The organism is Micromonospora sp. DT47 (assembly GCF_049844475.1).
Lineage (GTDB): Bacteria > Actinomycetota > Actinomycetes > Mycobacteriales > Micromonosporaceae > Micromonospora.
In genome coordinates this window covers 261,702-285,451 of the sequence record NZ_JBNCLC010000007.1, presented here as the reverse complement: position 1 = coordinate 285,451, position 23,750 = coordinate 261,702, and the positions used below count along the sequence as shown (strand labels likewise).

18 protein-coding genes are annotated in these 23,750 nt (G+C 68.9%); 10 read left to right on the top strand and 8 right to left on the bottom strand.

The window, feature by feature from the left end; all coding sequences use genetic code 11:
* Window positions 1-20 precede the first annotated feature (20 nt).
* Window positions 21-1,229: a glycogen synthase gene (gene glgA, locus ACLQ2U_RS14325; RefSeq protein WP_425751102.1), complete on the bottom strand. Its 1,209-nt coding sequence runs from the start codon at window positions 1,227-1,229 to the stop codon at window positions 21-23.
* Window positions 1,230-1,301: 72 nt separating this feature from the next.
* Here glgA and glgC point away from each other — a divergent pair, with 72 nt between their 5' ends.
* Window positions 1,302-2,534 carry a glucose-1-phosphate adenylyltransferase gene (glgC, locus tag ACLQ2U_RS14320; protein ID WP_425751101.1) on the top strand — a complete coding sequence of 411 codons (1,233 nt, stop codon included), beginning with the start codon at window positions 1,302-1,304 and terminating at the stop codon, window positions 2,532-2,534.
* A gap of 47 nt (window positions 2,535-2,581) precedes the next feature.
* Complete coding sequence (gene pgm / locus ACLQ2U_RS14315) at window positions 2,582-4,225, top strand: phosphoglucomutase (alpha-D-glucose-1,6-bisphosphate-dependent) (RefSeq protein WP_425751100.1); 1,644 nt, start codon at window positions 2,582-2,584, stop codon at window positions 4,223-4,225.
* A gap of 44 nt (window positions 4,226-4,269) precedes the next feature.
* Here pgm and ACLQ2U_RS14310 read toward each other — a convergent pair whose 3' ends face one another.
* The gene (locus tag ACLQ2U_RS14310; protein ID WP_425751124.1) at window positions 4,270-5,184 is read right to left on the bottom strand and encodes an NAD(+)/NADH kinase; all 915 of its coding nucleotides are present in this window, start codon (window positions 5,182-5,184) and stop codon (window positions 4,270-4,272) included.
* 98 nt (window positions 5,185-5,282) lie between these two features.
* Window positions 5,283-5,492, bottom strand: a complete 210-nt coding sequence (locus ACLQ2U_RS14305; protein ID WP_425751099.1) for a hypothetical protein — start codon at window positions 5,490-5,492, stop codon at window positions 5,283-5,285.
* 516 nt (window positions 5,493-6,008) lie between these two features.
* Between ACLQ2U_RS14305 and ACLQ2U_RS14300 the strand changes: the two genes are divergently transcribed.
* The 3 genes from ACLQ2U_RS14300 to ACLQ2U_RS14290 are packed head-to-tail and all read left to right on the top strand — an operon-like array spanning window position 6,009 to window position 9,661.
* On the top strand, window positions 6,009-7,373 hold the full coding sequence (locus ACLQ2U_RS14300) for an oligosaccharide flippase family protein (RefSeq protein WP_425751098.1): 1,365 nt from the start codon (window positions 6,009-6,011) through the stop codon (window positions 7,371-7,373).
* Complete coding sequence (gene wzy, locus ACLQ2U_RS14295; RefSeq protein ID WP_425751097.1) at window positions 7,364-8,599, top strand: O-antigen polysaccharide polymerase Wzy; 1,236 nt, start codon at window positions 7,364-7,366, stop codon at window positions 8,597-8,599. Before ACLQ2U_RS14300 ends, wzy begins: the two co-directional genes overlap by 10 nt.
* A gap of 54 nt (window positions 8,600-8,653) precedes the next feature.
* Window positions 8,654-9,661: an NAD-dependent epimerase/dehydratase family protein gene (locus tag ACLQ2U_RS14290; protein ID WP_425751096.1), complete on the top strand. Its 1,008-nt coding sequence runs from the start codon at window positions 8,654-8,656 to the stop codon at window positions 9,659-9,661.
* Between the two features lie 148 nt (window positions 9,662-9,809).
* Here the strand turns inward: ACLQ2U_RS14290 and ACLQ2U_RS14285 are convergent, their stop codons facing one another.
* The 3 genes from ACLQ2U_RS14285 to ACLQ2U_RS14275 form a co-directional block, all read right to left on the bottom strand.
* Entirely contained in the window at window positions 9,810-11,012 is a 1,203-nt protein-coding gene (locus ACLQ2U_RS14285; protein WP_425751095.1) for a glycosyltransferase family 4 protein, read from the bottom strand.
* Between the two features lie 273 nt (window positions 11,013-11,285).
* On the bottom strand, window positions 11,286-13,157 hold the full coding sequence (locus tag ACLQ2U_RS14280; protein WP_425751094.1) for a polysaccharide biosynthesis protein: 1,872 nt from the start codon (window positions 13,155-13,157) through the stop codon (window positions 11,286-11,288).
* Between the two features lie 387 nt (window positions 13,158-13,544).
* Window positions 13,545-14,807, bottom strand: a complete 1,263-nt coding sequence (locus ACLQ2U_RS14275) for a nucleotide sugar dehydrogenase (protein WP_425751123.1) — start codon at window positions 14,805-14,807, stop codon at window positions 13,545-13,547.
* A 395-nt stretch (window positions 14,808-15,202) separates the two neighbouring features.
* On the opposite strand from ACLQ2U_RS14275, the gene ACLQ2U_RS14270 reads away from it, so the two are divergent.
* The 5 genes from ACLQ2U_RS14270 to ACLQ2U_RS14250 all read left to right on the top strand — a co-directional run bounded on the left by ACLQ2U_RS14270 (window position 15,203) and on the right by ACLQ2U_RS14250 (window position 21,273).
* Complete coding sequence (locus tag ACLQ2U_RS14270; RefSeq protein ID WP_425751093.1) at window positions 15,203-16,420, top strand: glycosyltransferase family 4 protein; 1,218 nt, start codon at window positions 15,203-15,205, stop codon at window positions 16,418-16,420.
* Window positions 16,421-16,692: 272 nt separating this feature from the next.
* The gene (locus tag ACLQ2U_RS14265) at window positions 16,693-17,844 is read left to right on the top strand and encodes a DegT/DnrJ/EryC1/StrS family aminotransferase (protein ID WP_425751092.1); all 1,152 of its coding nucleotides are present in this window, start codon (window positions 16,693-16,695) and stop codon (window positions 17,842-17,844) included.
* 317 nt (window positions 17,845-18,161) lie between these two features.
* The gene (locus tag ACLQ2U_RS14260) at window positions 18,162-18,890 is read left to right on the top strand and encodes a nucleotidyltransferase family protein (protein WP_425751091.1); all 729 of its coding nucleotides are present in this window, start codon (window positions 18,162-18,164) and stop codon (window positions 18,888-18,890) included.
* Between the two features lie 101 nt (window positions 18,891-18,991).
* Window positions 18,992-20,308: a nucleotide sugar dehydrogenase gene (locus ACLQ2U_RS14255; RefSeq protein WP_425751090.1), complete on the top strand. Its 1,317-nt coding sequence runs from the start codon at window positions 18,992-18,994 to the stop codon at window positions 20,306-20,308.
* Window positions 20,308-21,273 (top strand): NAD-dependent epimerase/dehydratase family protein, encoded by a 966-nt coding sequence (locus ACLQ2U_RS14250; protein ID WP_425751089.1) that lies wholly within the window; start codon window positions 20,308-20,310, stop codon window positions 21,271-21,273. Before ACLQ2U_RS14255 ends, ACLQ2U_RS14250 begins: the two co-directional genes overlap by 1 nt.
* 396 nt (window positions 21,274-21,669) lie before the next feature.
* On the opposite strand, the gene ACLQ2U_RS14245 is transcribed toward ACLQ2U_RS14250, so the two are convergent.
* Entirely contained in the window at window positions 21,670-22,329 is a 660-nt protein-coding gene (locus tag ACLQ2U_RS14245; RefSeq protein ID WP_425751088.1) for a sugar transferase, read from the bottom strand.
* Between the two features lie 74 nt (window positions 22,330-22,403).
* On the bottom strand, window positions 22,404-23,501 hold the full coding sequence (locus ACLQ2U_RS14240) for a hypothetical protein (protein WP_425751087.1): 1,098 nt from the start codon (window positions 23,499-23,501) through the stop codon (window positions 22,404-22,406).
* Window positions 23,502-23,750 lie beyond the last annotated feature (249 nt).

Sequence of the window (23,750 nt, the reverse complement as noted above, 5' to 3'; positions counted from 1 at the left end):
GAGATCCCCTCGCGCTCGGGTCAGCCGGCCGCGCCCACCGACCGGTAGATCTCCAGCGTGCGTTCGGCGATCCGGTCCCAGGAGAAATGTTCCACCGCCCGGCGCCGGCCGGCCCGGCCGAACTCGGCGGTCCGGGCCGGGTCGGCCAGCAGAGTGTTGATCGCCGCGCCGAGGTCGGCGACGAAGCGCTCCGGGTCCAGCGGCTTCCCGCTGCCGTCGGACGCCTGGTCGATCGGCACCAGCAGGCCGGTCTCGCCGTCGGCGACCACCTCCGGGATGCCGCCGGTGGCGGTCGCCACCACCGCGGTCTCGCAGGCCATCGCCTCCAGGTTGACGATGCCCATCGGCTCGTAGACCGACGGGCAGACGAAGATCGTGGCGTGGGTGAGCACCTGGATCACCTCGTGCTTCGGCAGCATCTCGGCCACCCAGACCACCCCCGAGCGGTTCGCCCGCAGCTCGGCCACCAGGCCCTCCACCTCGGCGGCGATCTCGGGCGTGTCCGGGGCGCCGGCGAGCAGCACCAGCTGGGTGTCGGCGGGCAGCTCGCGGGCCGCGCGCAGCAGGTACGGCAGGCCCTTCTGCCGGGTGATCCGTCCGACGTACACCACGCTCGGGCGGGACGGGTCGATGCCGAGCCGGTCGAGCACGTCGCTGCCGGGGTCCGGGGCGTACTGGGTGGTGTCGATGCCGTTGTAGACCACCCGGACCCGGTCCGGGTCGACCGCCGGGTACGCGGTCAGCACGTCCCGCTTCATCCCCTCGCTGACCGCGATCACCGCGTCGGCGGCCTCCACGGCGGTCCGCTCGCACCAGGAGGAGAGCGCGTACCCGCCGCCGAGCTGTTCGGCCTTCCACGGCCGCAGCGGCTCCAGGCTGTGCGCGGTCACCACGTGCGGCACCCCGTGCAGCAGCTTCGCGGTGTGCCCGGCCAGGTTGGCGTACCAGGTGTGGCTGTGCACCACGTCGGTGCCGGCGCTGCCGGCGGCCATCTCCAGGTCGACGCCCATCGTGCGCAGCGCGGCGTTCGCGCCGGCCAGGCCGGCCGGCTCGGCGTACGCGGTGACGCCCGGCTCGGTCCGCGGCGCGCCGAAGCAGTGCACCCGTACGTCGGCGAGTCGGCGCAGTTCCCGGGCCAGGTACTCGACGTGCACCCCGGCCCCGCCGTACACCTCCGGCGGATACTCCCGGGTGAGCAGATCGACGCGCAGCTGCGAGGAGTCCGTCATGCCACCGCACCCTAGTGCAGATCTGTGCCCGTACGAGTGGTGAAGTTGCAGCCGGATGGATAGCGTCGGGACATGGCTGCCAAGGTGCTCGCGATCGTCCTGGCCGGCGGAGAGGGCAAGCGCCTCATGCCGCTCACCACGGACCGGGCCAAGCCGGCCGTCCCGTTCGGCGGGATGTACCGCATGGTCGACTTCGTCCTCTCCAACCTGGCCAACGCCGACTACCTGAAGATGGTCGTGTTGACCCAGTACAAGTCCCACTCACTGGACCGACACGTCACCACGACCTGGCGGATGTCGACCATGCTGGGCAACTACGTCACCCCGGTGCCGGCCCAGCAGCGGCGCGGCCCGTGGTGGTTCGCCGGCTCGGCCGACGCCATCTACCAGAGCTTCAACCTGATCAACGACGAGCAGCCGGACCACGTGATCGTCTTCGGTGCCGACCACATCTACCGGATGGACCCCCGGCAGATGGTGGAGGACCACATCGCCTCGGGTGCCGGCGTGACCGTCGCCGGCATCCGCCAGCCGCTGTCGATGGCCGACCAGTTCGGCGTGATCGAGGTGGGCGAGGACGGCCGGCGGATCCGGGCGTTCCGCGAGAAGCCCACCGACGCCGTGGGCCTGCCCGACGCCCCGGACCAGATCTACGCCTCGATGGGCAACTACGTCTTCACAACCGGGGCGCTCTGCGAGGCCGTGGAGCGCGACGCGGAGGACAAGACCAGCAAGCACGACATGGGCGGCAGCATCATCCCGATGCTGGTCGAGCGGGGCGAGGCCAACGTCTACGACTTCAGGGACAACGAGGTGCCCGGCAGCACCGACCGGGACCGCGGCTACTGGCGCGACGTCGGGACGCTGGACTCCTTCTACGACGCCCACATGGACCTGATCAACGTCCACCCGGTGTTCAACCTCTACAACTTCGACTGGCCGATCTACAGCGCCCAGCCGCCGTACCCGCCGGCGAAGTTCGTCCACCAGTGGGGCGAGCGGGTCGGCCGGGCGGTCGGCTCGATGGTCTCGCCCGGCGCGGTGGTCTCCGGCTCGCTGGTGGAGAACTCGATCGTCTCGCCGAAGGTGAAGGTCCATTCCTGGGCGCACGTGGACGGTGCGGTGCTCATGGAAGGCGTCGAGATCGGCCGGCACGCGGTCGTCCGCCGGGCCATCCTGGACAAGAACGTGTTCGTGCCGGAGGGCGCCGAGATCGGCGTCGACCTGGAGAAGGACCGGCAGCGCTACACCGTGTCCGACAACGGCATCGTCGTCATCGGCAAGGGTCAGCGCGTCGAGCCCTGAGTCCCGCACCGCCAGCAGTCAGCGCCTGAACCGAGGAGGTTCCCGCAGTGGCCCACCCCCGTGCCGGACAGCCCGCCGAGCCCGCCGACCTGGTCGACGTGCCGCGGCTGCTGACCGCCTACTACGCCGAGCACCCGGATCCGGCGGACCCGGCGCAGCAGGTCTCCTTCGGCACCTCCGGGCACCGCGGGTCGTCGCTGGAGAACGCCTTCAACGAGGACCACATCCTCGCGGTCACCCAGGCGCTCTGCGACTACCGCCGCGAGCAGGGCCTGGACGGGCCGCTCTTCCTCGCCCGGGACACCCACGCGCTCTCCGCCCCGGCCGAGGCCAGCGCGCTGGAGGTGCTCGCCGCCAACGACGTCACCGTGCTGCGGGACAGCCGGGACGGCTACACCCCGACCCCGGCGCTGTCGCACGCGGTGCTCACCCACAATCGGGGGCGCACCAGCGGCCTGGCCGACGGCATCGTGATCACCCCGTCGCACAACCCGCCCGACGACGGCGGGTTCAAGTACAACCCCACCCACGGCGGGCCCGCCGACTCCGACGTCACGAAGTGGATCCAGGACCGGGCCAACGCGATCCTCGCCGCCGGCCTCAAGGAGGTCAAGCGCATCCCGTACGCCCGGGCCCGCGCCGCCGACACCACCGGGGAGTACGACTTCCTCGCCGGCTACGTGGACGACCTGCCGGCCGTGCTCGACATCGACGCGATCCGCGACGCCGGGGTGCGCATCGGGGCCGACCCGCTGGGCGGGGCCAGCGTCGCGTACTGGGGCGAGATCGCCGAGCGGCACCGCCTCGACCTGACGGTGATCAACCCGACGGTCGACCCGACCTGGCGGTTCATGACCCTCGACGGCGACGGCAAGATCCGGATGGACTGCTCCTCGCCGAACGCGATGGCCTCGCTGATCGCCGCCCGCGCCGAATACCAGGTCTCCACCGGCAACGACGCCGACGCCGACCGGCACGGCATCGTCACCCCCGACGGCGGCCTGATGAACCCCAACCATTACCTGGCGGTGGCGATCGGCCACCTGTTCCGTACCCGGTCGCAATGGGGCCCGGCGGCGGCGGTCGGCAAGACGCTGGTCTCCTCGTCCATGATCGACCGGATCGCCGCCGACCTGGGCCGGCCGCTGCTGGAGGTGCCGGTCGGGTTCAAGTGGTTCGTGCCGGGTCTGCTCGACGGCGCGGTGGGCTTCGGCGGCGAGGAGAGCGCCGGCGCGTCCTTCCTGCGCCGCGACGGGGGCACCTGGACCACCGACAAGGACGGCATCCTGCTCTGCCTGCTCGCCTCGGAGATCATCGCGACCACCGGCCGGACGCCCAGCCAGCACTACGCCGAGCTGACCGAGCGCTTCGGCGCCCCCGCGTACGCCCGGATCGACGCGCCGGCCAGCCGGCAGCAGAAGGCCGTGCTCGGCAAGCTCTCCCCGGAGCAGGTCACCGCCACCGAACTGGCCGGCGAGCCGATCACCGCCACGCTCACCGCCGCGCCCGGCAACGGCGCGGCGATCGGTGGGCTGAAGGTGACCACCGAGTCCGGCTGGTTCGCCGCCCGCCCGTCCGGCACCGAGGACGTCTACAAGATCTACGCCGAGTCGTTCCGCGGGGCCGACCACCTCGCCCAGATCCAGGAGGAGGCGAAGGCGCTGGTGGACGGGGTGCTGGCCAAGGCCTGAGCAGACCCGCCGCCCGTCCACCCCGGGTGGGCGGGCGGCTCCGGTCAGCAGGGCGGCGGCAGCTCCCGCTCGTGGCGCTGCCGCCGTATTTCGTCGGGAAGTAGCTCGCGGAGCTGGTCGGGCAGGAACGGCAGGTCGAGCAGGCTCAACTTGAGCTGGTTGCGCTCCTGGTGACGGAGCGGGTCGAAGCGGACCACCCGGCCGGCGTCCCGGCGGTAGCTGATGTCCACCCACCCCTCGGTCGCCGCTTCCTTGAAAATCACCCCGTCCATCTCGACGGCGACCGCCGCCGAGTTCGGCTCCAGCTCCAGCCGGATGCGCTCCCGCGGCGAGAGCACCAACGACCGGGAGATGCCCGCCATCGGCGCCGACGGGGTCACCACCACCGCGTCCGCCGCCGGGGAGACCAGCGGACCGCCCGCGGCGTAGCTGTAGGCCGTGGAGCCGGTCGGCGTGCTCACCACCAGGGCGTCGCAACGGTAGTAGCCATATCGCTGGGCGTCCACGGCGAGGGTGGCGGTGACGAAGCCGGAGCCGGGCTGGCGGACCAGCGCGATGTCGTTGAACGCCACCACGTCGTCGCCGCACACGTCGCAGGCCAGGCAGGCGTGCGACTCGACGGTGAAGTCCTTTGCCAGCAGCCGGCTCAGCGCCTCCGGCAGATCCGGCGGCTCCACCTCCACCAGGAAGCCGAGCCGCCCCAGGTGCACCCCGAGCACCGGCTTCGGGTCCCGCACCGCGGAGCGCAGCGCGCCCAGCATGGTGCCGTCCCCGCCGATGCTGATCAGGGCGTCCGCTCGGGTGGCCACCTCCGCCGCGGGGACCGGTTCGACGCTCGACGGCACCCGGTACGCGTCCTCCGCGCGCACCATCAGCGTCTTGCGGTGGCGCGACGCCCACCGTTCGATGATTCCGACCACCTCGGAGACGTCCCGGGTGGGGTGCAGCACCAGTCCCAGCCCCGCCACCCGTACAGCTCACCACATCGGGGTGGGATGCGCCCGGCGTACCGGAAGGTGCGCCGGCGGTGCGGTCACCGCCGGCGCACCCCCGGCCGTTACCGGCGCGGATCCCCCGTCAGGTGGGCCAGCGACCGGGCGACCAGGTTGTCCCGTGCCGCCGGGGCCAGCCCTTCCAGCCCGACGCCGAGGTAGACCGTGTCGTCGGTGACCACCGCCGCGCCCTCGGAGAAGGTTCGCTGGCTGCGGGCCCAGTCGTTGGCGCCGTCCTTCGTGACCTTGACCGCGAGGATCGGCTGACCCTGCACCGTGCGGCCGATGGTCTCCGCCTTGGTGAGCTTCGGGAAGCGGGCGGCGGTGATCTCGTCCCGGATCCCGCCCGGCTCGCTGTAGGAGCGGAACGCGGGCGTCCGGGTCGGACGGTGGTCACGCGCTTGCCGGTGAGGTCAGCGCCAGTGCGCCGACCAGAGTGAACAGCCAGCGGTCGCCGCCGTGTGCGCCTCAGTGCGCCTCCTCCGGTGGAAGGACCTGTAAGCCGAGCCTTTCGCTGACGAGTAGGCATGTCAGTACTTCGATCAATCGACCCCGGACAGCCGGATATCCATTGCATGCGGCCGCAGCCCTGCGGTAGTCCGAGCCGTCGCTGTCGGAGTGGACGCGCGACGGGATCACCTATATCCAGGAAGTGGCCACTTGCCACGATCGAGCGTGATAGAACGCTTCCGGGTGATTTCCACCGTTTGGGAGGTCCCGCTGTCTGAGCAGCCCCGGATCCTCGTCGGTCCGGTCACGGAGGTACCCCGACAGAGAGGAGCGTGGGAGGGATGACCTCCGGGCAACTGGCCGCGGGCGATCAGCATCCAGGCGGAGAGCGCCATCTCGACGTCGTTCCGACGACCGGGGCGCCCGCGGAATCGAGGAGTGTCGCCAGCGGAATCACCTGGAGCATGCTCGGCCTCATGGTCGCCGCGCTGGCCCAATGGGTGGTGATCGTCCTGCTGTCACGTCTCGGCACGCCAGAGATGGTCGGCCAGTACGCCCTCGGGTTGGCCGTCGGCGCGCCGGTCGTCCTGCTGGCCAGCCTGGCCCTGCGCACGATGCAGGTGACGGACACCGGTCGCGATTTCGACTTTGCCGACTACCTGCGGCTGAGAGTGTCCGGCATGCTCGTCGCGCTGCTGCTGATCGCCGTCGTAGCGGCGCTCATCGGCTCGGCGCACGCGATCGTGGTGATGCTGGTCGGTATCGCGAAGACCCTCGACGCGATCGGCGATATCTTTTTCGGGCTGTTCCAGCGGCATGAGCAGATGCGGCCCATCGGGATCTCGATGATCTCCAACGGGCTGCTTACCGTCGTGGCGATGGCCTCCCTGCTGTTACTGACCGGCAGCATCGGGTGGGCAGTGGTGGGGTCGGTCATCGGTTCGGCGGTGGGCTCGATCGGCTACTGCGGCTGGGCCGCGAAGCGGCTGGGTGCCGCCGAGCTGACAGCCACCATCCCAGCCCGTGCCGGGGCGCGCGAGGCATCGTCGCCGCGTAAGCCAGGGGTCATGCTCCGCCGGATGGGTCGACTGGCGGTGGTCGCCGCGCCGCTCGGCTTCGCCTCCGGACTGGTGTCGCTCTCGGGGAATCTGCCCCGATACTTCATCGAGCACATCTTGGGTGCCGCCGCCCTGGGGATCTTCGCCGCCCTGGCCTACATCGTGCTCGTCGCCAACATCCTCTTCGCGGCAATCAGCCAGATCCTGCTGCCCCGACTCACCCGGCTGTACGCGGCGGGCGAGCTCGCAGTCTTCACCACGCTGACCCTGAGGCTCGTCCTAGGAACCCTGGCCTTCGGTGCCGTCGCCGTCGCCGCCGTCATCGCCGTCGGCCCAGCCGTCGTCCGCTTCGTCTACGGTGCGCCGTACGGCGCGCACGCCGACGTGCTGACCCTGCTGACGGTCGCAGCGGTGTTCAGCGGCGCGGTCTTCTTCCTCGCCACCGCGCTCTCCGCGCTACGGAGGTTCGGCAACCAACTGACCGCCAGCCTGGTCATGGTGGCCGTCGCCGGCATTGCCGGATACGTACTGATTCCCCGGTTCGGACTGGTCGGCGCTGCGTGGTCGGTGGTCATCACGGTCGGCGGCGACAGCGTCCTCAAGGCCCTGATGCTGAAACGAGCGCTTGCGAGGCGAACATGGACCTGAACAGCGAAACGGCCATCTGGCTGGCGATCGTCGGGGCCGTCGCGGTGCCCGCCATCCTGCTCCTGCGCTCGGGCCGGCGCGACATCCTGCCGTACCTGGCAGCGTTCTTCGCCTACTTCAGTCTCGGGCCGGCGGTCAACTTCGCGCTCGGTAACGAGATCTACTCCGGCATCGTGCAGAGCAAGATCGGTCAGGCGTTGGTGGGCATTCTGCTGGCGCTGATCGGGATGCTCGTGGTCGGCCTCCTGGTGCCCGCCCGCCGGACCGCCATGGACCGGTCCCGACTCAGGAACGCCGAACGCCGGTACCACTTCCCGCCGTTCCTGTTTTTGGGGCTGGCGAGCTACGCGCTGGTGGTGATGCTCATGCAGGGGCCAGCGGGGTTCACCGGCGACAAGCTGGAGCGCATCGAGCTGAGCGGGCCGTGGCACTACAAGTACCTACTCCTGCAGACCCTTGCCTGCGCGCTCTACTTCACCGCCACGACCCGTTTCGGGCGGGTGGCCTACTGGACGAACTTCGCCTGCTACGTGGGCTACTGCCTGGTCACCAACGAGCGGGACTTCATCTTCATGGCGTTCAGCCTCCTGCTGCACATCCAACTCTTCCGCCGTCGGCCGATGTCCCTACGGCTGGGGCTGGCGGGCGGGACCGGCATCGTCGGCGCAGTCTTCCTCTCCTATCTGCGTGATCCGACAAACGACGAGGGTGTCTCCCGCGCGTTGAACGAAGGCAGCACCCTCTTTCCCGACACGTTCGTCATGGCGCTGGTTCCGCACTTGACCCCCTACGCCTACGGCGAGACCTACCTGCGGAGCCTGATCAACCTGGTGCCGGGCGTCCCTTCGCAATCCCTGGCCGAGTGGCTGGTCGAGGCGTACAACCCGGGCTCGGACTACGGATACGGGTTTTCGCTTACCGCAGAGGCGTACCTGAACTTCGGGCTGGTCGGCATTCCCGTTCTCTTCGCAGCGCTCGCCTTGGTGCAGCGCTTGCTGGTCAACCGAGTCGATCAGGGTCACTTCTGGGCGTACGCCAGCATCCTGTTCACGGCGACCTGGATGTACCAGTTCCGGGGCGAGAGCTTGGCGATGGTGGCGACGCTGACGTATGGCGCGGTCCTCTTCGGCGTGGTCCGGCTTCTGTCCACACCGGCGCCGGCAGCCCCGAGCGCCGACGGACGCCCCGTCCGCCAAGCGTCACCCGCATCGCCCGCTACTCGTTGACATGACGACATCACTCCTGGTGATGCCGAGGCGGAGAGCGGGATGTTGATCTGAATGCGACTATTGGTCACCGGCGGCGCCGGCTTCGTAGGTAGCAATCTTGTCCGGGTGGTGCTGCGAGACGCTCCCTACGCGGATGTCCGCGTCATCGACAACTTTTCCACAGGCCTGGAGCGCAACCTCGCGGGGCTTGACGTCGAGGTGGTGAGCGGCTCGATCCTGGACGAGCAGGCATTGACTCGCGCAACAGCGGGCCGGGAGGCGGTTGTGCACCTTGCCGCGCTTCCGAGCGTGCCCCGCTCGATCGCTGACCCGGTCTCGACACACGAGGCCAACGCCACCGGGACGCTCCGCGTGCTGGAGGCGGCCCGCCGGGCCGACGTGCCCCAGGTCGTCGTGGCTTCCTCGTCCTCGGTCTACGGCGCGAACCCCGTTCTGCCCAAGGATGAGCTGGCCTGGACCAGGCCGCTGAGCCCGTATGCGGTGAGCAAGCTGTCAACCGAGGCGTACGCCCTCGCCTACCAGGCGTCCTACGGGCTGCCCACCCTCGCCTTCCGGTTCTTCAACATCTTCGGCCCCGGGCAGCGCCATGACCACGCGTACGCCGCGGTGATTCCCCGGTTCGTGCACGCGGCGCTGCGGGGCGAGCCGGTGATCGTCCACGGCGACGGCCGGCAGTCCCGCGACTTCACCTACGTGGACACCGTCTGCCGTGTCCTGCTGGACGCGGTGACCCGCGGCGTGCAGCACGCGCAGCCGGTGAACCTGGCGTTCGGCAACCGGATCGATCTTCAGACGGTCCTGACGCAGCTGGAGCAGATCATCGAACGGCCGATTGAGCGAACCCTGCTCGCCCCCCGGCCTGGCGACGTCCGGCATTCCCAGGCCGACACCGCCACCCTGCGCCAACTCTTTCCCGACATCCTTCCGACGCCGATCGAGGACGGACTCCGAGCCACGGTGGAGTGGTTCCAAGGCTGGCTGGCGGCACCGGCGCCGCGGGAGCGCGCCGGTCACGCGGAAGAGTTGGGTTCAACCGTCGCCGTGCCCTCCCCGTCCTGATGCCGGGCGCCGATCCCGGGGACCGGCAGCGTGCGGGGGCCGGAGTTGATCCGGGAGGGCGCACGCAGCATGCGGGGCGCCGACTTCGGGGCTGACCGGGGGCGCCCGCCGGACTGCGGGACTGACGGGCCGGCCCGCGTCAGCCGCTCTACACGTTGCTGGTCCCCGGAACACGGCGCTCGGTGACCTCCCGCAGCCGGTGGTAGAACGCCTCCCTCCGCTCGGCGAGGGCTTCTGCCGAGTAGCGCCGGGAGTGCGCGAGGTTCCGGGCGGACGCCGTTGCCATTCGGGCCGGGTCGGCCAGCATGCGAGCGATCGCGTCCGCCAACCCGGTTGGGTCGTCCGGCTCCACCAGGTCCTCATCGGCCAGCAGCTCGGGCACTCCGCCGACTCTGGCCCCGATCGCCGGCAGCCCTCGTGCCATCGCTTCGATCAGCGCCCGCGGGAGCCCCTCCGCCCGCGACGGCAGGACGAACAGGTCGGCCGCGTCGAGCCGCTGCCGTACGGGTTCGCCGGCGGGCACCTCGCCGAGCAGGACCACCCGGTCCGCCACGCCGAGCCGGGCCGCGAGCTGTTCGAGCCGGGACCGGTACGCGCCGCCGCCGAGGTGGACCAGGCGCAGGCCGGTGCCGGCGGACGTCAACCGGGCGACCGCCTCGATCAGGGTGTCGATGCCCTTGTACAGCTGGTCCAACGATCCCACCGACACCAGGGTCCAGGTCCCTGGCGACGCTGAACACCGCCTCAGCTGCAGGGCGTACGCGGCCGGCGGAAGGTCGACGCTCGAGTAGGCCGCGACGACGGCGTCGCGACGGGCGGGATACCGGGCCTGCAGGCACTGCTCCGTCACGTAGGACACCGCCTTGGCGGACGCGCACTGATGACGCAGCGTCCGGAACGACCACTGCCGCAGCAGCGGTCGCAGCGGATGGCTCACCACCCCCGGCGCGAACACGTCGTACGGGTCGCCCACCACCTCCAGCCCGTACGGCAGCCCTCGCCGCTGACGGGCGCTGGCCAGCAGCGCGCCGATCGGCGAGGGGACCCGCAGGATCACCGCGTCGGCGTGATCCGCCGCGGCGCGTACCGCCGCACCGACCCTCCGCCGGAACCGCAGGTACTCCCGCGGCCCGACGTAGTGGGGCACCGGCCACACCTCGACCTGGCTCCCGTCGACCCGTACCGCGTCGTCGGCGGGCGTCGGGACGTCGAGCGTTCGAGCCACCACGCGGACCTGCTCGAAGGTTGTCAGGTAGCGCGTCCAGAACCGGTGGCTGGCGCTGCCGACGGTCCAGACCGCGCCGTCCGGCGTACGTGAGAACCGGGTCTCGGCAGTCACCACCACCCTCATCGGCGCACCACCGACCCCTCGACGACGTCGGTCGCCCGGGTGGCGCGCGCCTTGGCGCCTCGCTCAGCCAGCTCGGCCCGGTCGACAAGCCTCTCGCGGGGGGCTAAAGACGGCAGCGGCGAGGGGCGGGACGAAGGACGGTAGGTGGCCATGTTGTCTCCAATCTGGATCGTGTGGCCCTTGGGGCCGCCGATCACGAGCCGGTACTCGCTGCTCGGCTGGTGTGCGCCGCGTGGCCCTCCGGCGCGCCGGCGCCGGAGGGCCACGTCGCTCCTAGTCGCAAGAGCCGACTGCAGGCTCTTCACCACCGGCCTCCGCCGGCTGTTGGCAGAGCCAGGAGAGGCGTTCGATGATCTTCTCCGGGTCGTCGAACGGGTCGAGCGCGGTGACCTCGGCGGGGCTGAGCGGTGGAACCGGCACGTGCGAGATAAGCGGGTGCAGCGGACGCAGGTCCGGCTCGTCCTCACCGAAGAGGTCCTCGTGCAGCTTTTCGCCGGGACGGAGGCCGGTGTAGACGATGCGCCTAGGCCCGGGGGCCTGGGCGGCGAGCTGGACGGCGAGGTCGTTGATGCGTACCGGTTCGCCCATGTCGAGGACCAACGCCTCGCCGTCCCGCCCGATCGTCGCGGCTTGCAGGACGAGGTGGACCGCCTCCTGGACCGTCATCAGGTAGCGGGTCACGTCGGGGTGGGTCACGGTGATGGGCAGCCCCGCCTCGATCTGGGCGCGGAACGCCGTCACCACCGAGCCACGGCTGCTCAGCACATTGCCGAAGCGGACGCTGAGAAAGGTGCCGGGGTAGGCTTGCGCGGCGTGTGCAGTCAGCCGCTCGGTTATCCGCTTGGAGTAGCCAAGCACGCTCACCGGGTCGGCGGCCTTGTCCGTGGAGATGTTGACGAACTTCGCCACGTCCCAGCAGGCGTCGAGGACTGCCTGGGTACCCCAGACGTTGGTCTTGACCGCCTCACCGGGATGTTGCTGCAGCAGCGGGAGGTGCTTGAGCGCGGCGGCGTGGAAGATGATGTCCGGTCGCCGCCGTTCGATGATCCGTCGGATTCCCTCGTGGTCGCGGAGGTCGGCGAGAATCAGCTGCGGGTCGTCCAGCAGGGCCCGTCCGGAGAGGGCAAGCTGCAGGCTGTGCAGCGCCGACTCGTCGCGGTCGAGCATCATCAGCTCGCCCGGGTTGGCCCGCATGATCTGCCGGCACAGCTCGGAGCCGATCGACCCGCCAGCTCCGGTCACCAGGATCCGCCGTCCGGCCAGCCCGCTCTCGTTGGTCACCGGATCGGTCACCACCTGCCGCCGGCCGAGCAGGTCGTCGACGTTGGGGCTGCGCACGTCGCTGACGCGGATCCGGTGGTCCACGAGTTCGCGGACCGGTGGGAGCACCTTGAACTCCGCGCCGGCCGCCAGCGTGAGCCGGCGAATCTCGCGGATGAGTTCCGCGTCCGCGTTGGCCATGGAGAAGACCAGCGTCCGGGCACCGGTCCGTTGGATGGTGCTGGCGATCTCGTAGCGGCCGCCGAGGACCGGCACGCCGTTGATGCGAAGGTGTAGCTTCGCCGGGTCGTCGTCGAGCAGCCCCACCGGGAGGTAGCGGCCCCGCGGCTCGCTGAGCAGCGCCCGCAGCAGCGCCTGCCCGGCCGAGCCCAGCCCGAACAGCAGCACCGGGGTCGCGGAGCGCGCGTCCGGGCGCAGCGCCCGGTCGTGTCGGCCCCGGTACGCGGAACGGATGGTCAGCATGCAGAGCAGAGCGATCGCGGCCCCGACGAGGGGCGAGCTGGCGGGCACGGGCCGTTCTACGAGCGCGATGACGGTGAGCAGGACAGCGGCGGCGGTGCAGGCGGTCGTGGCGGCCAGAGCCTGTGCTTCCTGCATGCTCCCCAGTGGAAAACGGCCCCAGTGCCTGCGCTGGACCCACGAGATGCCAAGGTGCAGGACTGAGGCCGCCAGACCGATGCTTGCGGCCCGGGCCAGTTCAGCGGCGGTGACGTGGAACTCGTACCTCGTCCACGTCGCCGCGGTGAGGCCGGCCGTCCATGCCGCGCAGTCCCAGGGGACCAGCGGAGCCGTTGACAGGTGCCAGGCCCTCCTGCGAGCAGGAGCCGCGGGGACGGGCCGGGGTGTGGTGGCGATGGGCGGCATGCGACCTCCGGGTTGCATACGAGGTAGAAGAGAGCGCGGTCGTTGACAAGTCCGCGCGCCGGTCCGGTAATCGGCCAGAATGACCGTAACCAGGACCTTTGGTGCTTAAGTCGCCATTTGAACATTAGCCCGGTGGATACACCCAGTTGGGTGGAGCGGCTGAAGTTCGTCATCGGCCGGTCCGGATGGTGGCCGGGTGCGACGACCGGACCCGACGCTGCCTCACCGAATAGCGTCAGGTCGGACGGCCCGGCCAGGCCGCGGCCGTAGCGCGGTCGTGGCTCGCGCGCCCACGCTGGTTCTGACGGACGCCTTTGGAGCGACAATCACGTCACGACCGTCCCGTGGTCCGCGTCGGCCGGCGACTTCCCGCTCCCGGGCGTGCGGTTACAGCCGTTCGACGTTGTCACCGTGACAGCGGCTACGAGCGTCGAAGACGTAGCCCGCCTCACGCGCGACAAGGTCGTAGTCGAGCGAGTCATGGTCGGTGACCACCACCACCGCGTCCGCCGCGCGCAGCTCGTGTTCGGTCAGCCCCACGATGACCACGCCGGCCGGGACGTGGTCCGCCTCGGCGTGCGGCTCCACCGCGCGGATCTCGGCGCCGAGCGCTTGGAGGCGGCGGGTGATGTCGACGGCGGGCGAGTCGCGCATGTCGCCGGTGTTTTTCTTGTACGCCAAGCCGAGCAGCAGCAGGCGGGACCCGTTCACCGGCCGCCCCTGTCGATTCAGACCCGCCGTGATCCGCAGGACCACGTGCTCGGGCATCTGGTGGTTGATCTCGTTGGCCAGCTCCACGAAGCGGAACTGTCGGCCGAGCGTGCGCTTCACCTGCCAGGACAGGTAGCAGGGGTCGATGGGCAGGCAGTGGCCACCCACTCCGGGACCGGGCCGAAAGGACATGAAACCGAACGGCTTGGTCGCCGCTGCCTCGATCGCCTGCCAGACGTCGATGTCGAGTTCGTGCGACAGCATCGCCAGCTCGTTGATCAGGGCGATGTTGACCTGCCGGAAGGTGTTCTCGATCAGCTTGGTGAGCTCGGCCACCCGGGTCGAATCCACGGGCACGGTCCGCTCGACGACGCGCTGGTAGAACTCGTCGACCCGGCGTAGGGCGGCCTCATCCACACCGGACACCACCTTCGGGGTGTTCTCCAGTCGCCACCGGGGATTGCCCGGGTCGATCCGCTCCGGGCTGTAGCCGAGGTGGAAGTCGCCGGGGCTGTGCAGGCCGCTTCCCGTCTCCAGCAGGCGACGGAGCAGTTCCTCCGTGGTGCCGGGGTAGGTGGTGGATTCGAGAATCACCGTGCAGCCCGGCCGCACGTACGGGGCGAGAGCGACGCCGGCCTGCTCGATGTGGCTGAGGTCGGGGGCGCCGTCGCGCAGCGGCGTCGGGACGGTGATGACGCAGACGTCAAAGCCGGCGGCGTCGGCGTAGTCGGTGGTGGGGTGGTATCGACCGCTGCCCAGGGCCCGACCGAGGCGGCTGGCGGGGATGTCCTCGATGAAGGAGTCCCCGGCGGCGAGCCGCTTGACCCGGCTCTCATCGAGGTCGACGCCGGTCACGTCGAACCCCGCCTCCACCCCACGCATCCCAAGCGGGAGACCGACATATCCCTGGCCCACGACGACCAGCTTCCCCAGGCTCACCATGGGCCCCGATCCCGACATATACGACATGGCAGCAGAGTAGCCATCTAACGTGCGCATGTCCGCAGAATGGCCGACACGGGGTGAGGCCGCATCCTGTTCAGCCTGCTCGGCGCCATGGTGGTCCGGCCGTGGCATCATGACGACAAAACGGGCGTAACGGGTATACAGTCCCAAGGGTTAATCAGGGTCGAGGCCGAGTTCCGTCGGAGTAGTTGCGGGCTACCGCCTCGGCCGGCTCAGCGACTTGTCGACCATGGAACGCCCCCCGCCGCGAGCGGGGCCCTGTTGCGACGAGGACCACGTTCTTCGCCGAGCTGGAGGCGATGGCCGAGCGCCACCTGGTCCTGGGGCCATCCACGAGGCGACCAAGTTGGAAGGAAGGGTCACGTCACATGGCAGGACTTCGCGTATCGGTCCTACTGAAGACAAACAGCGGGGGCCTGTGGACGATCCCCCAGATCGAGGAGCTTCGTCGTCGCGACCACCACGTCACGGTCGTCATCCCGCCCGGCCCCGGGCGGTTGAGGACCGAACTGGAGACGCGAGGCATCCCGGTCGTCGACGCTCCCTTCGACTTCAGATTTCGGCCGACCGTCTCCACGTTGCGGGGGCTGTGGCAACTACGTCGCCTCATTCGACAACTCCGACCGGATGTCCTCAACTACCACCTGTACGCTTCGGCGCTCGCCGCCCGCCTCGCCGCGCTGCGGCTTCCGCTGCGCCGGGTACACGTCGTCTGCGGACCGCTGTACCTCGAGTCCTGGCTGATCCGCCCGATCGAGCGGCTCATGCGGCGGATGGACGACGTGACGATCTGCTGCACGCAGCACATCTCGGAACTCTACGGCCAGCTCGGCTGCCCCGCCGAGCGCCGACCGGTTGTCCAGTTCGGCATCGATGTCAACTACTTCACCCCGCCCCACCTCACGTCCGGCGGCATGGAAACCCCCGATTCCCGAAAAGGCGCCCGCGAAAAGGCGCGAGCGGAGATCGGCGTGGACCCGGCCAGCTTCATCGTCGTCATGGTCGGGTACGTGTATCCGCCCAAACGCCTGGCGCACAGCGGGCGCGGCATCAAGGGTCATGACACCCTGCTGGCCGCCTGGTCGTCCTTCCACGCCAAGCACCCGCGGTCACATCTGGTCCTGGTCGGCGAAGGCTTCACCGCGGCCGGCAAGGCGTACCGGCAGGAGCTGATCGACCGGTTCGACGTCGGGCAGGATCCCAGCATCACATGGTTGGGTTGGCAGCCCGACCTTCGCCCTTATTTGACGGCCGCCGATGTCGGCGTCGTCCCCTCTCTGTCTGAGGGAAGCAACGGCGTGGTGCGTGAGGCGTTGGCCATGGGTGTGCCGAGCATCGTCAGCGACGCGGGGGGCCTTCCCGAAGCCGTCGACGCCTCAGTCGGCTGGATATTTCCGCGGGGTGACGTCGGCGCGCTGATTTCCGCCCTGGATACCGCGTACCGGGACTTCGAGAGCGGCCAACTGACCGCCCGCAGTGGGCGCGCTCGCGAGCACGCGGTGCGGACATTCGACAGAACCCAGACAGCGGCGGTCATGGCCGACATCATCGAGCGGGCCGGCGGAGTGCGGTCGGGCAGCAGGTAGGCCCAGGTCTCCGGCAACGTCGCCCGCACCGAAACGCCCGCTGCCCCTGGGGGCGCGGCAAGGTGGGAACCTCGCCCCGCCCAAGGCGCAACACGCGCGGGCTCCCTGCGCGAGCGGCACACATCGCACCGGGGCGCAGCCCCTTACCGGCGGCTAACCCCTCGGTTCACGAAGGTGCAGGTACCAATCGCTGAAGTAGGGGCTCGGGCGGAGTCGGGCATTCTATTCTTATCAATAAATAATACGAAGATGTCTCGACCAGGAGGACTGGGATGGATGATCGGCTTCCGTTCGCACTGCCCGACATCACTGAGGAGGAGATTGCCGCGGTGACGGCGGCACTGCGGTCCAGATGGTTGTCCAACGGTCCAATAGTGGAAGAGTTCGAATCCCGCTTCGCCGAGCGGTGCGGCGCAGGTGTCACGGCGATTGCCCTGAACTCAGCGACCGCCGGCCTGCACCTCGCACTCGAGGCTCTCGGCGTCGGGCCGGGAATGGAGGTGCTGGTCCCGAGCTGGACCTTCACCGCTTCTGCAGAGGTCGTCGTTTACCTCGGCGCCGACCCGGTCCTCGTGGACGTCGATCCCGAAACTCTCAACATCGACCTAATTGACGCCGGTCGCAAGGTCACATCCCGGACAGCGGCCATCATTCCCGTGCACTTCGCGGGCCAGCCGGTGTCCCGGTCAGGACTACAGGCGTTCGCCCGTTCCCATGGACTTGCGGTGGTGGAGGATGCCGCCCACGCGTTCCCGGCCGTCAGCGAGGGTGCGCCCGTCGGAGCGGGCGACAGCGCTGCGACAGTGTTCAGCTTCCATACCACCAAGACGATCACGACCGGTGAGGGCGGCATGCTCGTCACCCGCGACCCCGGTCTCGCCGCACGGGTTCGCACGATGAGGCTGCACGGTCTCGACAGGGAGGGTTTCGACCAGCGCCGCAGCGACCGACCAGCGTGGCGTTACGACGTCGTCGCAGCCGGTTTCAAGTACAACCTCACGCAGCCTGCGGCTGCCATGGGACTCGTCCAACTCAAACGGGCGGAGTCGATGCGCGTACGGCGGGAGGAGATCGCCGAGCGTTACCGGAGGGCCTTCGCCGGCTTGCCGATTGAACTGCCGCCTTCCCCAGCGGCGGGTGATGTCCACGCATGGCACCTGTTCGTCGTTCGAATGGGGCCGGACTCGTTCCTGAGCCGGGACGAATTCATCGCCGGGACGTCCCGGCTAGGTGTGGCGTGCAGCGTCCACTTCATCCCTCTGCACAAACACTCGTACTGGCGGGAGCGGTACTCGCTCGCCGACAAGATGTTCCCTGTCGCCAGCGCGGCGTCCGATCGCGTCGTCAGTCTGCCCTTGTTCTCCGCGATGACTGACGACCAGGTGGAGCGCGTAATACACGCAGCCACCAAGGTCCTGCAATGATCAAACGCCTCCTCGGCAGGGCTGCGGCCCGCCAAGGGTGCAGCGTGGCGACGGACTGGCAAACGAGCCGGTGACCTGCGGCGGCGAGTCGGCAATGGCAATTCTCGTTGATCGGACCAGCCGGTATCCGCGCCTGCCGCACAGGTGGACGATGGCCGCGCCCAGCCGACCAGCCGACAGTGTGCCGGTTTTATTCATTCTCATCCCTTTTGCGGTACATGTTCCGTAGAGTGCAAACCAAGGCCCCATCTAGCCCGTTGGCGTTGCCAGCCCACGACTCCCGTCTCCAAGCGGAGCTACACAGATCGGACTGTGACATGCACGCGGTGATCATGGCTGGCGGTAAGGGAACGCGCCTCAAGCCATACACGACGGCTCTGCCGAAGCCGCTCATGCCCATCGGCGAGGATCACGCCATCCTCGAGATAGTGCTGCACCAGTTGGCGTCGCAAGGGTTCACTGTCGTCACGCTGGCGATAAACCACATGGGGTCGTTGATCCGGGCGTTCGTCGGGGACGGCTCCCGCTTCGGGCTCCGAGTGCAGTACATCGAGGAATCCGTGCCACTGTCGACAATCGGCCCGCTCTTTGGCATCAGGAACCAGTTGCCCGAGTACTTCCTGGTTATGAACGGGGATGTCCTGACCGATCTCGACTACGCTGATCTGCTGCATTCCCATGCATCCTCCGACGCCCCCCTGACTGTTGCCACCTATCAACGGACAGTCAAGATCGATTTCGGTGTCCTCGAGGTGTCGGGCGGAAAGGTCGTGCAGTTCAGGGAGAAGCCGAAAATCGACTACCGCGTCAGCATGGGCATCTACGGTTTTTCCCGGCGAACTATCGCGTCGTATCCGCAAGGGCTCCCCTTTGGGTTCGACCAGCTGGTCCTCGACCTGCTCGCCAAGGGAGATCTCCCGGCCACTTACAACTTCGACGGCTATTGGCTCGACATCGGCCGTCCGGAGGACTATGACGAGGCCAACCGCAGGTTCGAGAGCCTCAAGCCGATCCTGCTTCCAGCGCGCATCCCAGAGCCGGTATGAGCGCCCCACCGGTCCTCGATTTCGCAGCTGTCCCATAGACGCTGTTCGGTCCGCTCCAGCTACACAAAGAAAGGCGAAAGGTGTTCCAAAGAATAGGTGTTGTGGGACTGGGCTACGTCGGTCTCACCCTCGCTGCCGCCTTGGCGCGGCGGGGATACCAGGTGTACGGTGTCGACGCGAATCCCGCGGTGCTGAAGTCGCTCTGCGCCGGGCGCATGCACATCTACGAGCCGGGCCTTGAGGAGGTGTTCGCAGAGCACCTCGGCCGTTCTCTTCTCGTCGGCCCGGAACTGCCGGATGCCCTCGACGCGGTCGTCCTCTGCGTCTCCACTCCTGTTGACGAACAGTCTCGCCAGCCTGACCTGAGCAACCTGGCGGCGGCCGCCACGCAGGTAGCGCGTTGGTGTGGGCGGGACACCCTCGTGGTGGTTCGCAGTACCGTACCGGTCGGGACCAGCCGACGCGTCGTACTGCCTCCGCTGCAGCGCGCCTGGGGGAACGTGCAACTGGTGATGGCGCCTGAACGGACGATCCAGGGACAGGCGCTGCGGGAGCTGGTGGAGCTGCCGCAGGTGGTCGGTGGCCTGGACGAGGAGAGCCTGGCAGCGGGCGTCGAGATGTTCGGCGGCCTGTCCACCGAGGTGGTTCCGATGTCCAGCCTGGAGGCGGCTGAGCTCGTCAAGCTGTCGAACAACTGCCACACCGACCTGATCTATTCCTTCGGAAACGAGGTGGCGTTGATCGCCGAGCGGCACGGTCTGGACCCGCTGGAGGTCATCCGGGCGGCGAATCTTCACTACCCGCGGCCGGACCTGAGCAGGCCGGGGTACGTCGGTGGTGGCTGCCTCTCCAAGGACCCGTATCTCATGATGAGTAGCGCCGAGGGACCCGCTCCATTCCTCATCGGCGCCGCCCGGCGGCTCAACGAGTACCTGCCCGTGCACGTCGCCGCCAGGGTCGTGGAACTCGTCAGACAGGAGTGCGGACGGACGCGGGGAGCGCGGTTGGCGGTCCTGGGCTGGGCCTACAAGGGATGGCCGGCGACCGACGACATGCGTGGCACGCCCATCGCCTCGATGATGCCGGTCTTCAACGAGGCTGGACTCACGGTGCTTGGCCACGATCCGCTGGTCACCGAAGATGTCATCCGACAGTACGGTGGCGAGCCAACCAGCCTCGACAAGGCGTTCAGCGACAGTGACGCCCTGCTCGTCATCAACGACCACCCTGACTACCGGGCGATCGAGATCGGCCCGCTGCTCGGCGAACGCGGCCCGAAGCTGGTCTTCGACTCCTGGCGGATCCTCGACGAACGGGTGCTGCGGTCGGCTGGCGTCCGGTACGCAAGCATCGGTTACCTTCCCGAGCCGGGCCCCACGGAGCGCCTGACGACGGTTCGGTCGGATGTGAACGCCTGATGCGAGCCCTCGTGCTGGGAGGTGCTGGCTTCATCGGCCTGCATCTTGCCGACCGCCTGGTCGCCGACGGGCACCGGGTCACCATAGTGGATGACTTCTCCAGGGGGCGCGACGACGAGCGGCTGGCGGCCATGCGGGCCCGACCTGCGGTCCACGTCATTTCCGCGGATCTGACATCGGCTGCCGCCTGGACGGCGCTGCCGCGCGACTTCGAACAGATCTATCTGCTGGCAGCAGTGGTAGGCGTCCGCAACGTCGAGGCTGACCCCGCCCGTGTGGTGCGGGTCAACACCCTGACGGCGATGCATCTGCTGGATTGGGTGGCACCGGGCCAACGGGTGTTCTTCAGCTCGACCAGCGAGGTGTACGCCGGCGGCGTGGATGCCGGCATAGTGCCGGTGCCGACCGCGGAGGACGTACCGGTCATGGTCGCCGACGTGACCTCGCCCCGGTTCGCGTACGGGATCAGCAAGCTGCTCGGGGAGGCTGCCTTTGTGCACGGCGCCCGCGCGAAGCGCTGCCAGCCGATCGTCGGCCGCTTCCACAACGTCTACGGGCCGCGGATGGGTGCGGATCACGTCATACCGGAGATGGCCTTGCGCGCGCTGCGGCGGGAGGATCCCTTCAGAATCTGGGGAGCCGACCAGTATCGGGCCTTCTGTTACGTCGATGACGCGGTCGAGGCAGTCATCCGGCTGATGGACAGCCCCGGCGCGGTCGGGGAGATCGTCCATATTGGAAACGACATGGAGCAGACGAACATCACCGACCTGGCCAAGCTGGTGCTCCGGCTGGCGGACGCTGCTCCGCAGCTGCAGCCGATGGCGGCACCACCGGGATCAGTCGTGCGGCGCTGCCCCGACCTTGGAAAACTGCGCCGGTTGACCGGGCTCGAACCGGTCGTGTCGCTCGAGGAGGGCGTGCGGCGGACCTTCGACTGGTACCGCGATCACGTCCCGTCGTAGTCAGCGGGGTGGCAGGCAGAATTCTGTCCCGTACGTCCACCGGGTGCGGCGAGGTTTCCACCTTGCCGCACCCTTCGGCGCAGCGGAGCGTTTCGGTGCGGGGACGTTGCCGGGAGACCTGGGCCTACCTGCTGCCAGGCCGCACTCCGCCGGCCCACTTGACGATGCCGACCATTGCCGCCGCTGCCTGGACGCTGTCGAATGTCCGCACCGCATGCTCGCGGGAGCGGCCGTGAAGGACGGGCGAAGGTCGGGGCTGCCAACCAGGGACGGGAGCTCGTCCAGGCTGGTGAACCGGAGCCGGCGACCGGACCGGGTCAGCGGGCATGCAGGGGGATCGCCGACCACGGCCGGTCCTTGAGGCGCCGTTGCTTCCGGCCGGGTAGGACGGTGTGATCAACGCCGGGGCGCGCCGCCACCGTCGACGTTCGCCAGCGACCCCGAGTCTGCGGTGCCGAGGAACTCGGGACCGGTCGCGTAACCGTCCGCCGTGACGCCCTCGCGGTGGAGGACCAATACCACCGTTTCCAGCAGGATGCGCAGATCGAGGCGGAGACAGCGGGTGTCGACGTACTGCACGTCGTAGGTGAACCTATCCTCGAAGCTCAGCGCGGCGCGCCCGCGTACCTGGGCCAGTCCGGTTATACCGGGCCGCACCTCGTGGCGGCGCGCCTGCTCCGGCGTGTATCGCTCGAGATATGACACCAGGAGCGGGCGCGGCCCTACCAGGCTCATGTCGCCGCGCAGGACATTCCAGAGCGTCGGCAGTTCGTCCAGGCTGGTCGCGCGCAACCACCTGCCGAAGCGGGTCAGCCGTACGCCGTCGCTGACCCGATCCGGACGCACCGGGTGCATCGTGCGAAACTTCCGAAGCTCGAACAACCTGCCGCCGAGACCTGGCCTGGTCTGCCGGAAGAGCACAGGGCGGCCCATCGCCAGGGCAACCGCGACGCCTACGCCCAGCAGGACCGGTGACAGGACCAGCAGGGCGAGGCCTGCGAAGAGCGCGTCGAGTCCCCGTTTGACGCGGTCGTAGGGCTGACCGTGGGCGGTCACGGAACCACCGAGTTTCCGTGTGCCTGCATCCGCCCGGTCAGAGCGGCTCGGCCTCGCACTGTTCATTCTTGCTCCTAAATGGGAGAAACACTCGGCTGTCGGTCCGGGGGCGTCGTGATCGGGTGGGGAACGGAGGTCGGGCGGTGCCGCGACGGATACCGTTGGCACATCTCGCGCACGACCGTCGCCACCTGCCGCATGTCGCTGCTGTCCCACCGGAAGTCGGTGTGCAGGTGGAGCATCCGGCGGCAGAAATCCAACTGGTGCGCTGGTGGGTTGTCCGGGGTGATGTCCCAGAGCACAGCCGGGTAGACGTTCCTGGCGATCAGTCCGTGGCGGACGGATTCGCGCCGTTCGGGCGAGTCGAACTCCAGCACCACGCCGAAGGTGTGGGTGTGGACTACTACGCCGGGCAGGTCCCGCAGCCACGAAGTGAGCTCCGCGGCGTTGGCGATCCGGTGCCGGCGCAGGTCCTGAGCGGGGAGGGCGTGCAGGGCGTGCCGGGAATAGTCGGAGATGCCGCTCACGGTGGTCGAGCGCAACCCCGCATCCCCCGCCGCATAGAGCGGGAGATATTCCTCCTTCAGCAGCGGTGCGCCGTCCAGATAGGCCGCCTTCAGGCACATCGCGGAGAGGATCCGGCTGACCGTGGCGAGGTGACCCTCGGTCGGCGGCACGGCGGGCGGCAGCGGGCGGCCGTTGCCCGACCAGAGCATTCCACCGTCGGGCAACGGCAGGGTCTTGTACAGCGAGGCGAAGACGTAGTCGGCCCGTGACCGGTCGAGCCAGGGTGCGACCGGGTCGTGCGTCACGTCGATGATCAAGGTTGCCGGAGTTGACGGCAGTAGGGGCGGCTCGCCGAAGTACGAAACGGTGATCACCGCGTCCGCGGGACCGGCCACGGGCCGCGGGTGGGGACCCAGCGGTCCGCTGTCGTACCGCCGCACGGAGATCAGGTCGACGATGCTGTCCACCACCGCAGGGCAGTAGTAGGCCGGAACGTGAACCGCCTCCCACCCGTACTCCCGCCGGCCGAACTCGACGAGGGCCCGCAGCGCCTGCCGTCCGGACCCGAAGAACCGGACGTGCTCGGGCGGTTCAACGCGGCTGTCGCCGGAGGGCGGCATCAGCGGGAACGCCGATCCGACCTCCCAGCGGTCACCGTTTCTCATTCGGCCAGTTCCATCCGGAACCACATCTCTCTCCTTGTTCGTGCAGCAGCGAGGCGGGGATCCGACTTCCCGAATCCCGTCCGACGGCGGCTGCGCCAGCACGTGAACGCCGAGCCCGGCGACGGCGTAGGGACCGCGAGGCGGGCCATGCCGGCCGGGGCTGATCGCGAATTGTCGATGCATGTGAGCCGGTGGATCAGCCCGGCTCGCACCGGATCCTCCGGCTGGCGGGCATACCGACTAAACCGT

Bases quoted from the DNA above. Each gene is read 5' to 3' on its own strand.
- wzy (WP_425751097.1), top strand. From the start codon at position 7,364: ATGGACCTGAACAGCGAAACGGCCATCTGGCTGGCGATCGTCGGGGCC.
- glgA (WP_425751102.1), bottom strand. From the start codon at position 1,229: ATGACGGACTCCTCGCAGCTGCGCGTCGATCTGCTCACCCGGGAGTAT.
- glgC (WP_425751101.1), top strand. From the start codon at position 1,302: ATGGCTGCCAAGGTGCTCGCGATCGTCCTGGCCGGCGGAGAGGGCAAG.
- ACLQ2U_RS14250 (WP_425751089.1), top strand. From the start codon at position 20,308: ATGCGAGCCCTCGTGCTGGGAGGTGCTGGCTTCATCGGCCTGCATCTT.
- ACLQ2U_RS14260 (WP_425751091.1), top strand. From the start codon at position 18,162: ATGCACGCGGTGATCATGGCTGGCGGTAAGGGAACGCGCCTCAAGCCA.
- ACLQ2U_RS14280 (WP_425751094.1), bottom strand. From the start codon at position 13,157: ATGCCGCCCATCGCCACCACACCCCGGCCCGTCCCCGCGGCTCCTGCT.
- ACLQ2U_RS14290 (WP_425751096.1), top strand. From the start codon at position 8,654: ATGCGACTATTGGTCACCGGCGGCGCCGGCTTCGTAGGTAGCAATCTT.
- ACLQ2U_RS14285 (WP_425751095.1), bottom strand. From the start codon at position 11,012: ATGAGGGTGGTGGTGACTGCCGAGACCCGGTTCTCACGTACGCCGGAC.
- ACLQ2U_RS14300 (WP_425751098.1), top strand. From the start codon at position 6,009: ATGACCTCCGGGCAACTGGCCGCGGGCGATCAGCATCCAGGCGGAGAG.
- ACLQ2U_RS14265 (WP_425751092.1), top strand. From the start codon at position 16,693: ATGGATGATCGGCTTCCGTTCGCACTGCCCGACATCACTGAGGAGGAG.
- ACLQ2U_RS14240 (WP_425751087.1), bottom strand. From the start codon at position 23,501: ATGAGAAACGGTGACCGCTGGGAGGTCGGATCGGCGTTCCCGCTGATG.
- ACLQ2U_RS14270 (WP_425751093.1), top strand. From the start codon at position 15,203: ATGGCAGGACTTCGCGTATCGGTCCTACTGAAGACAAACAGCGGGGGC.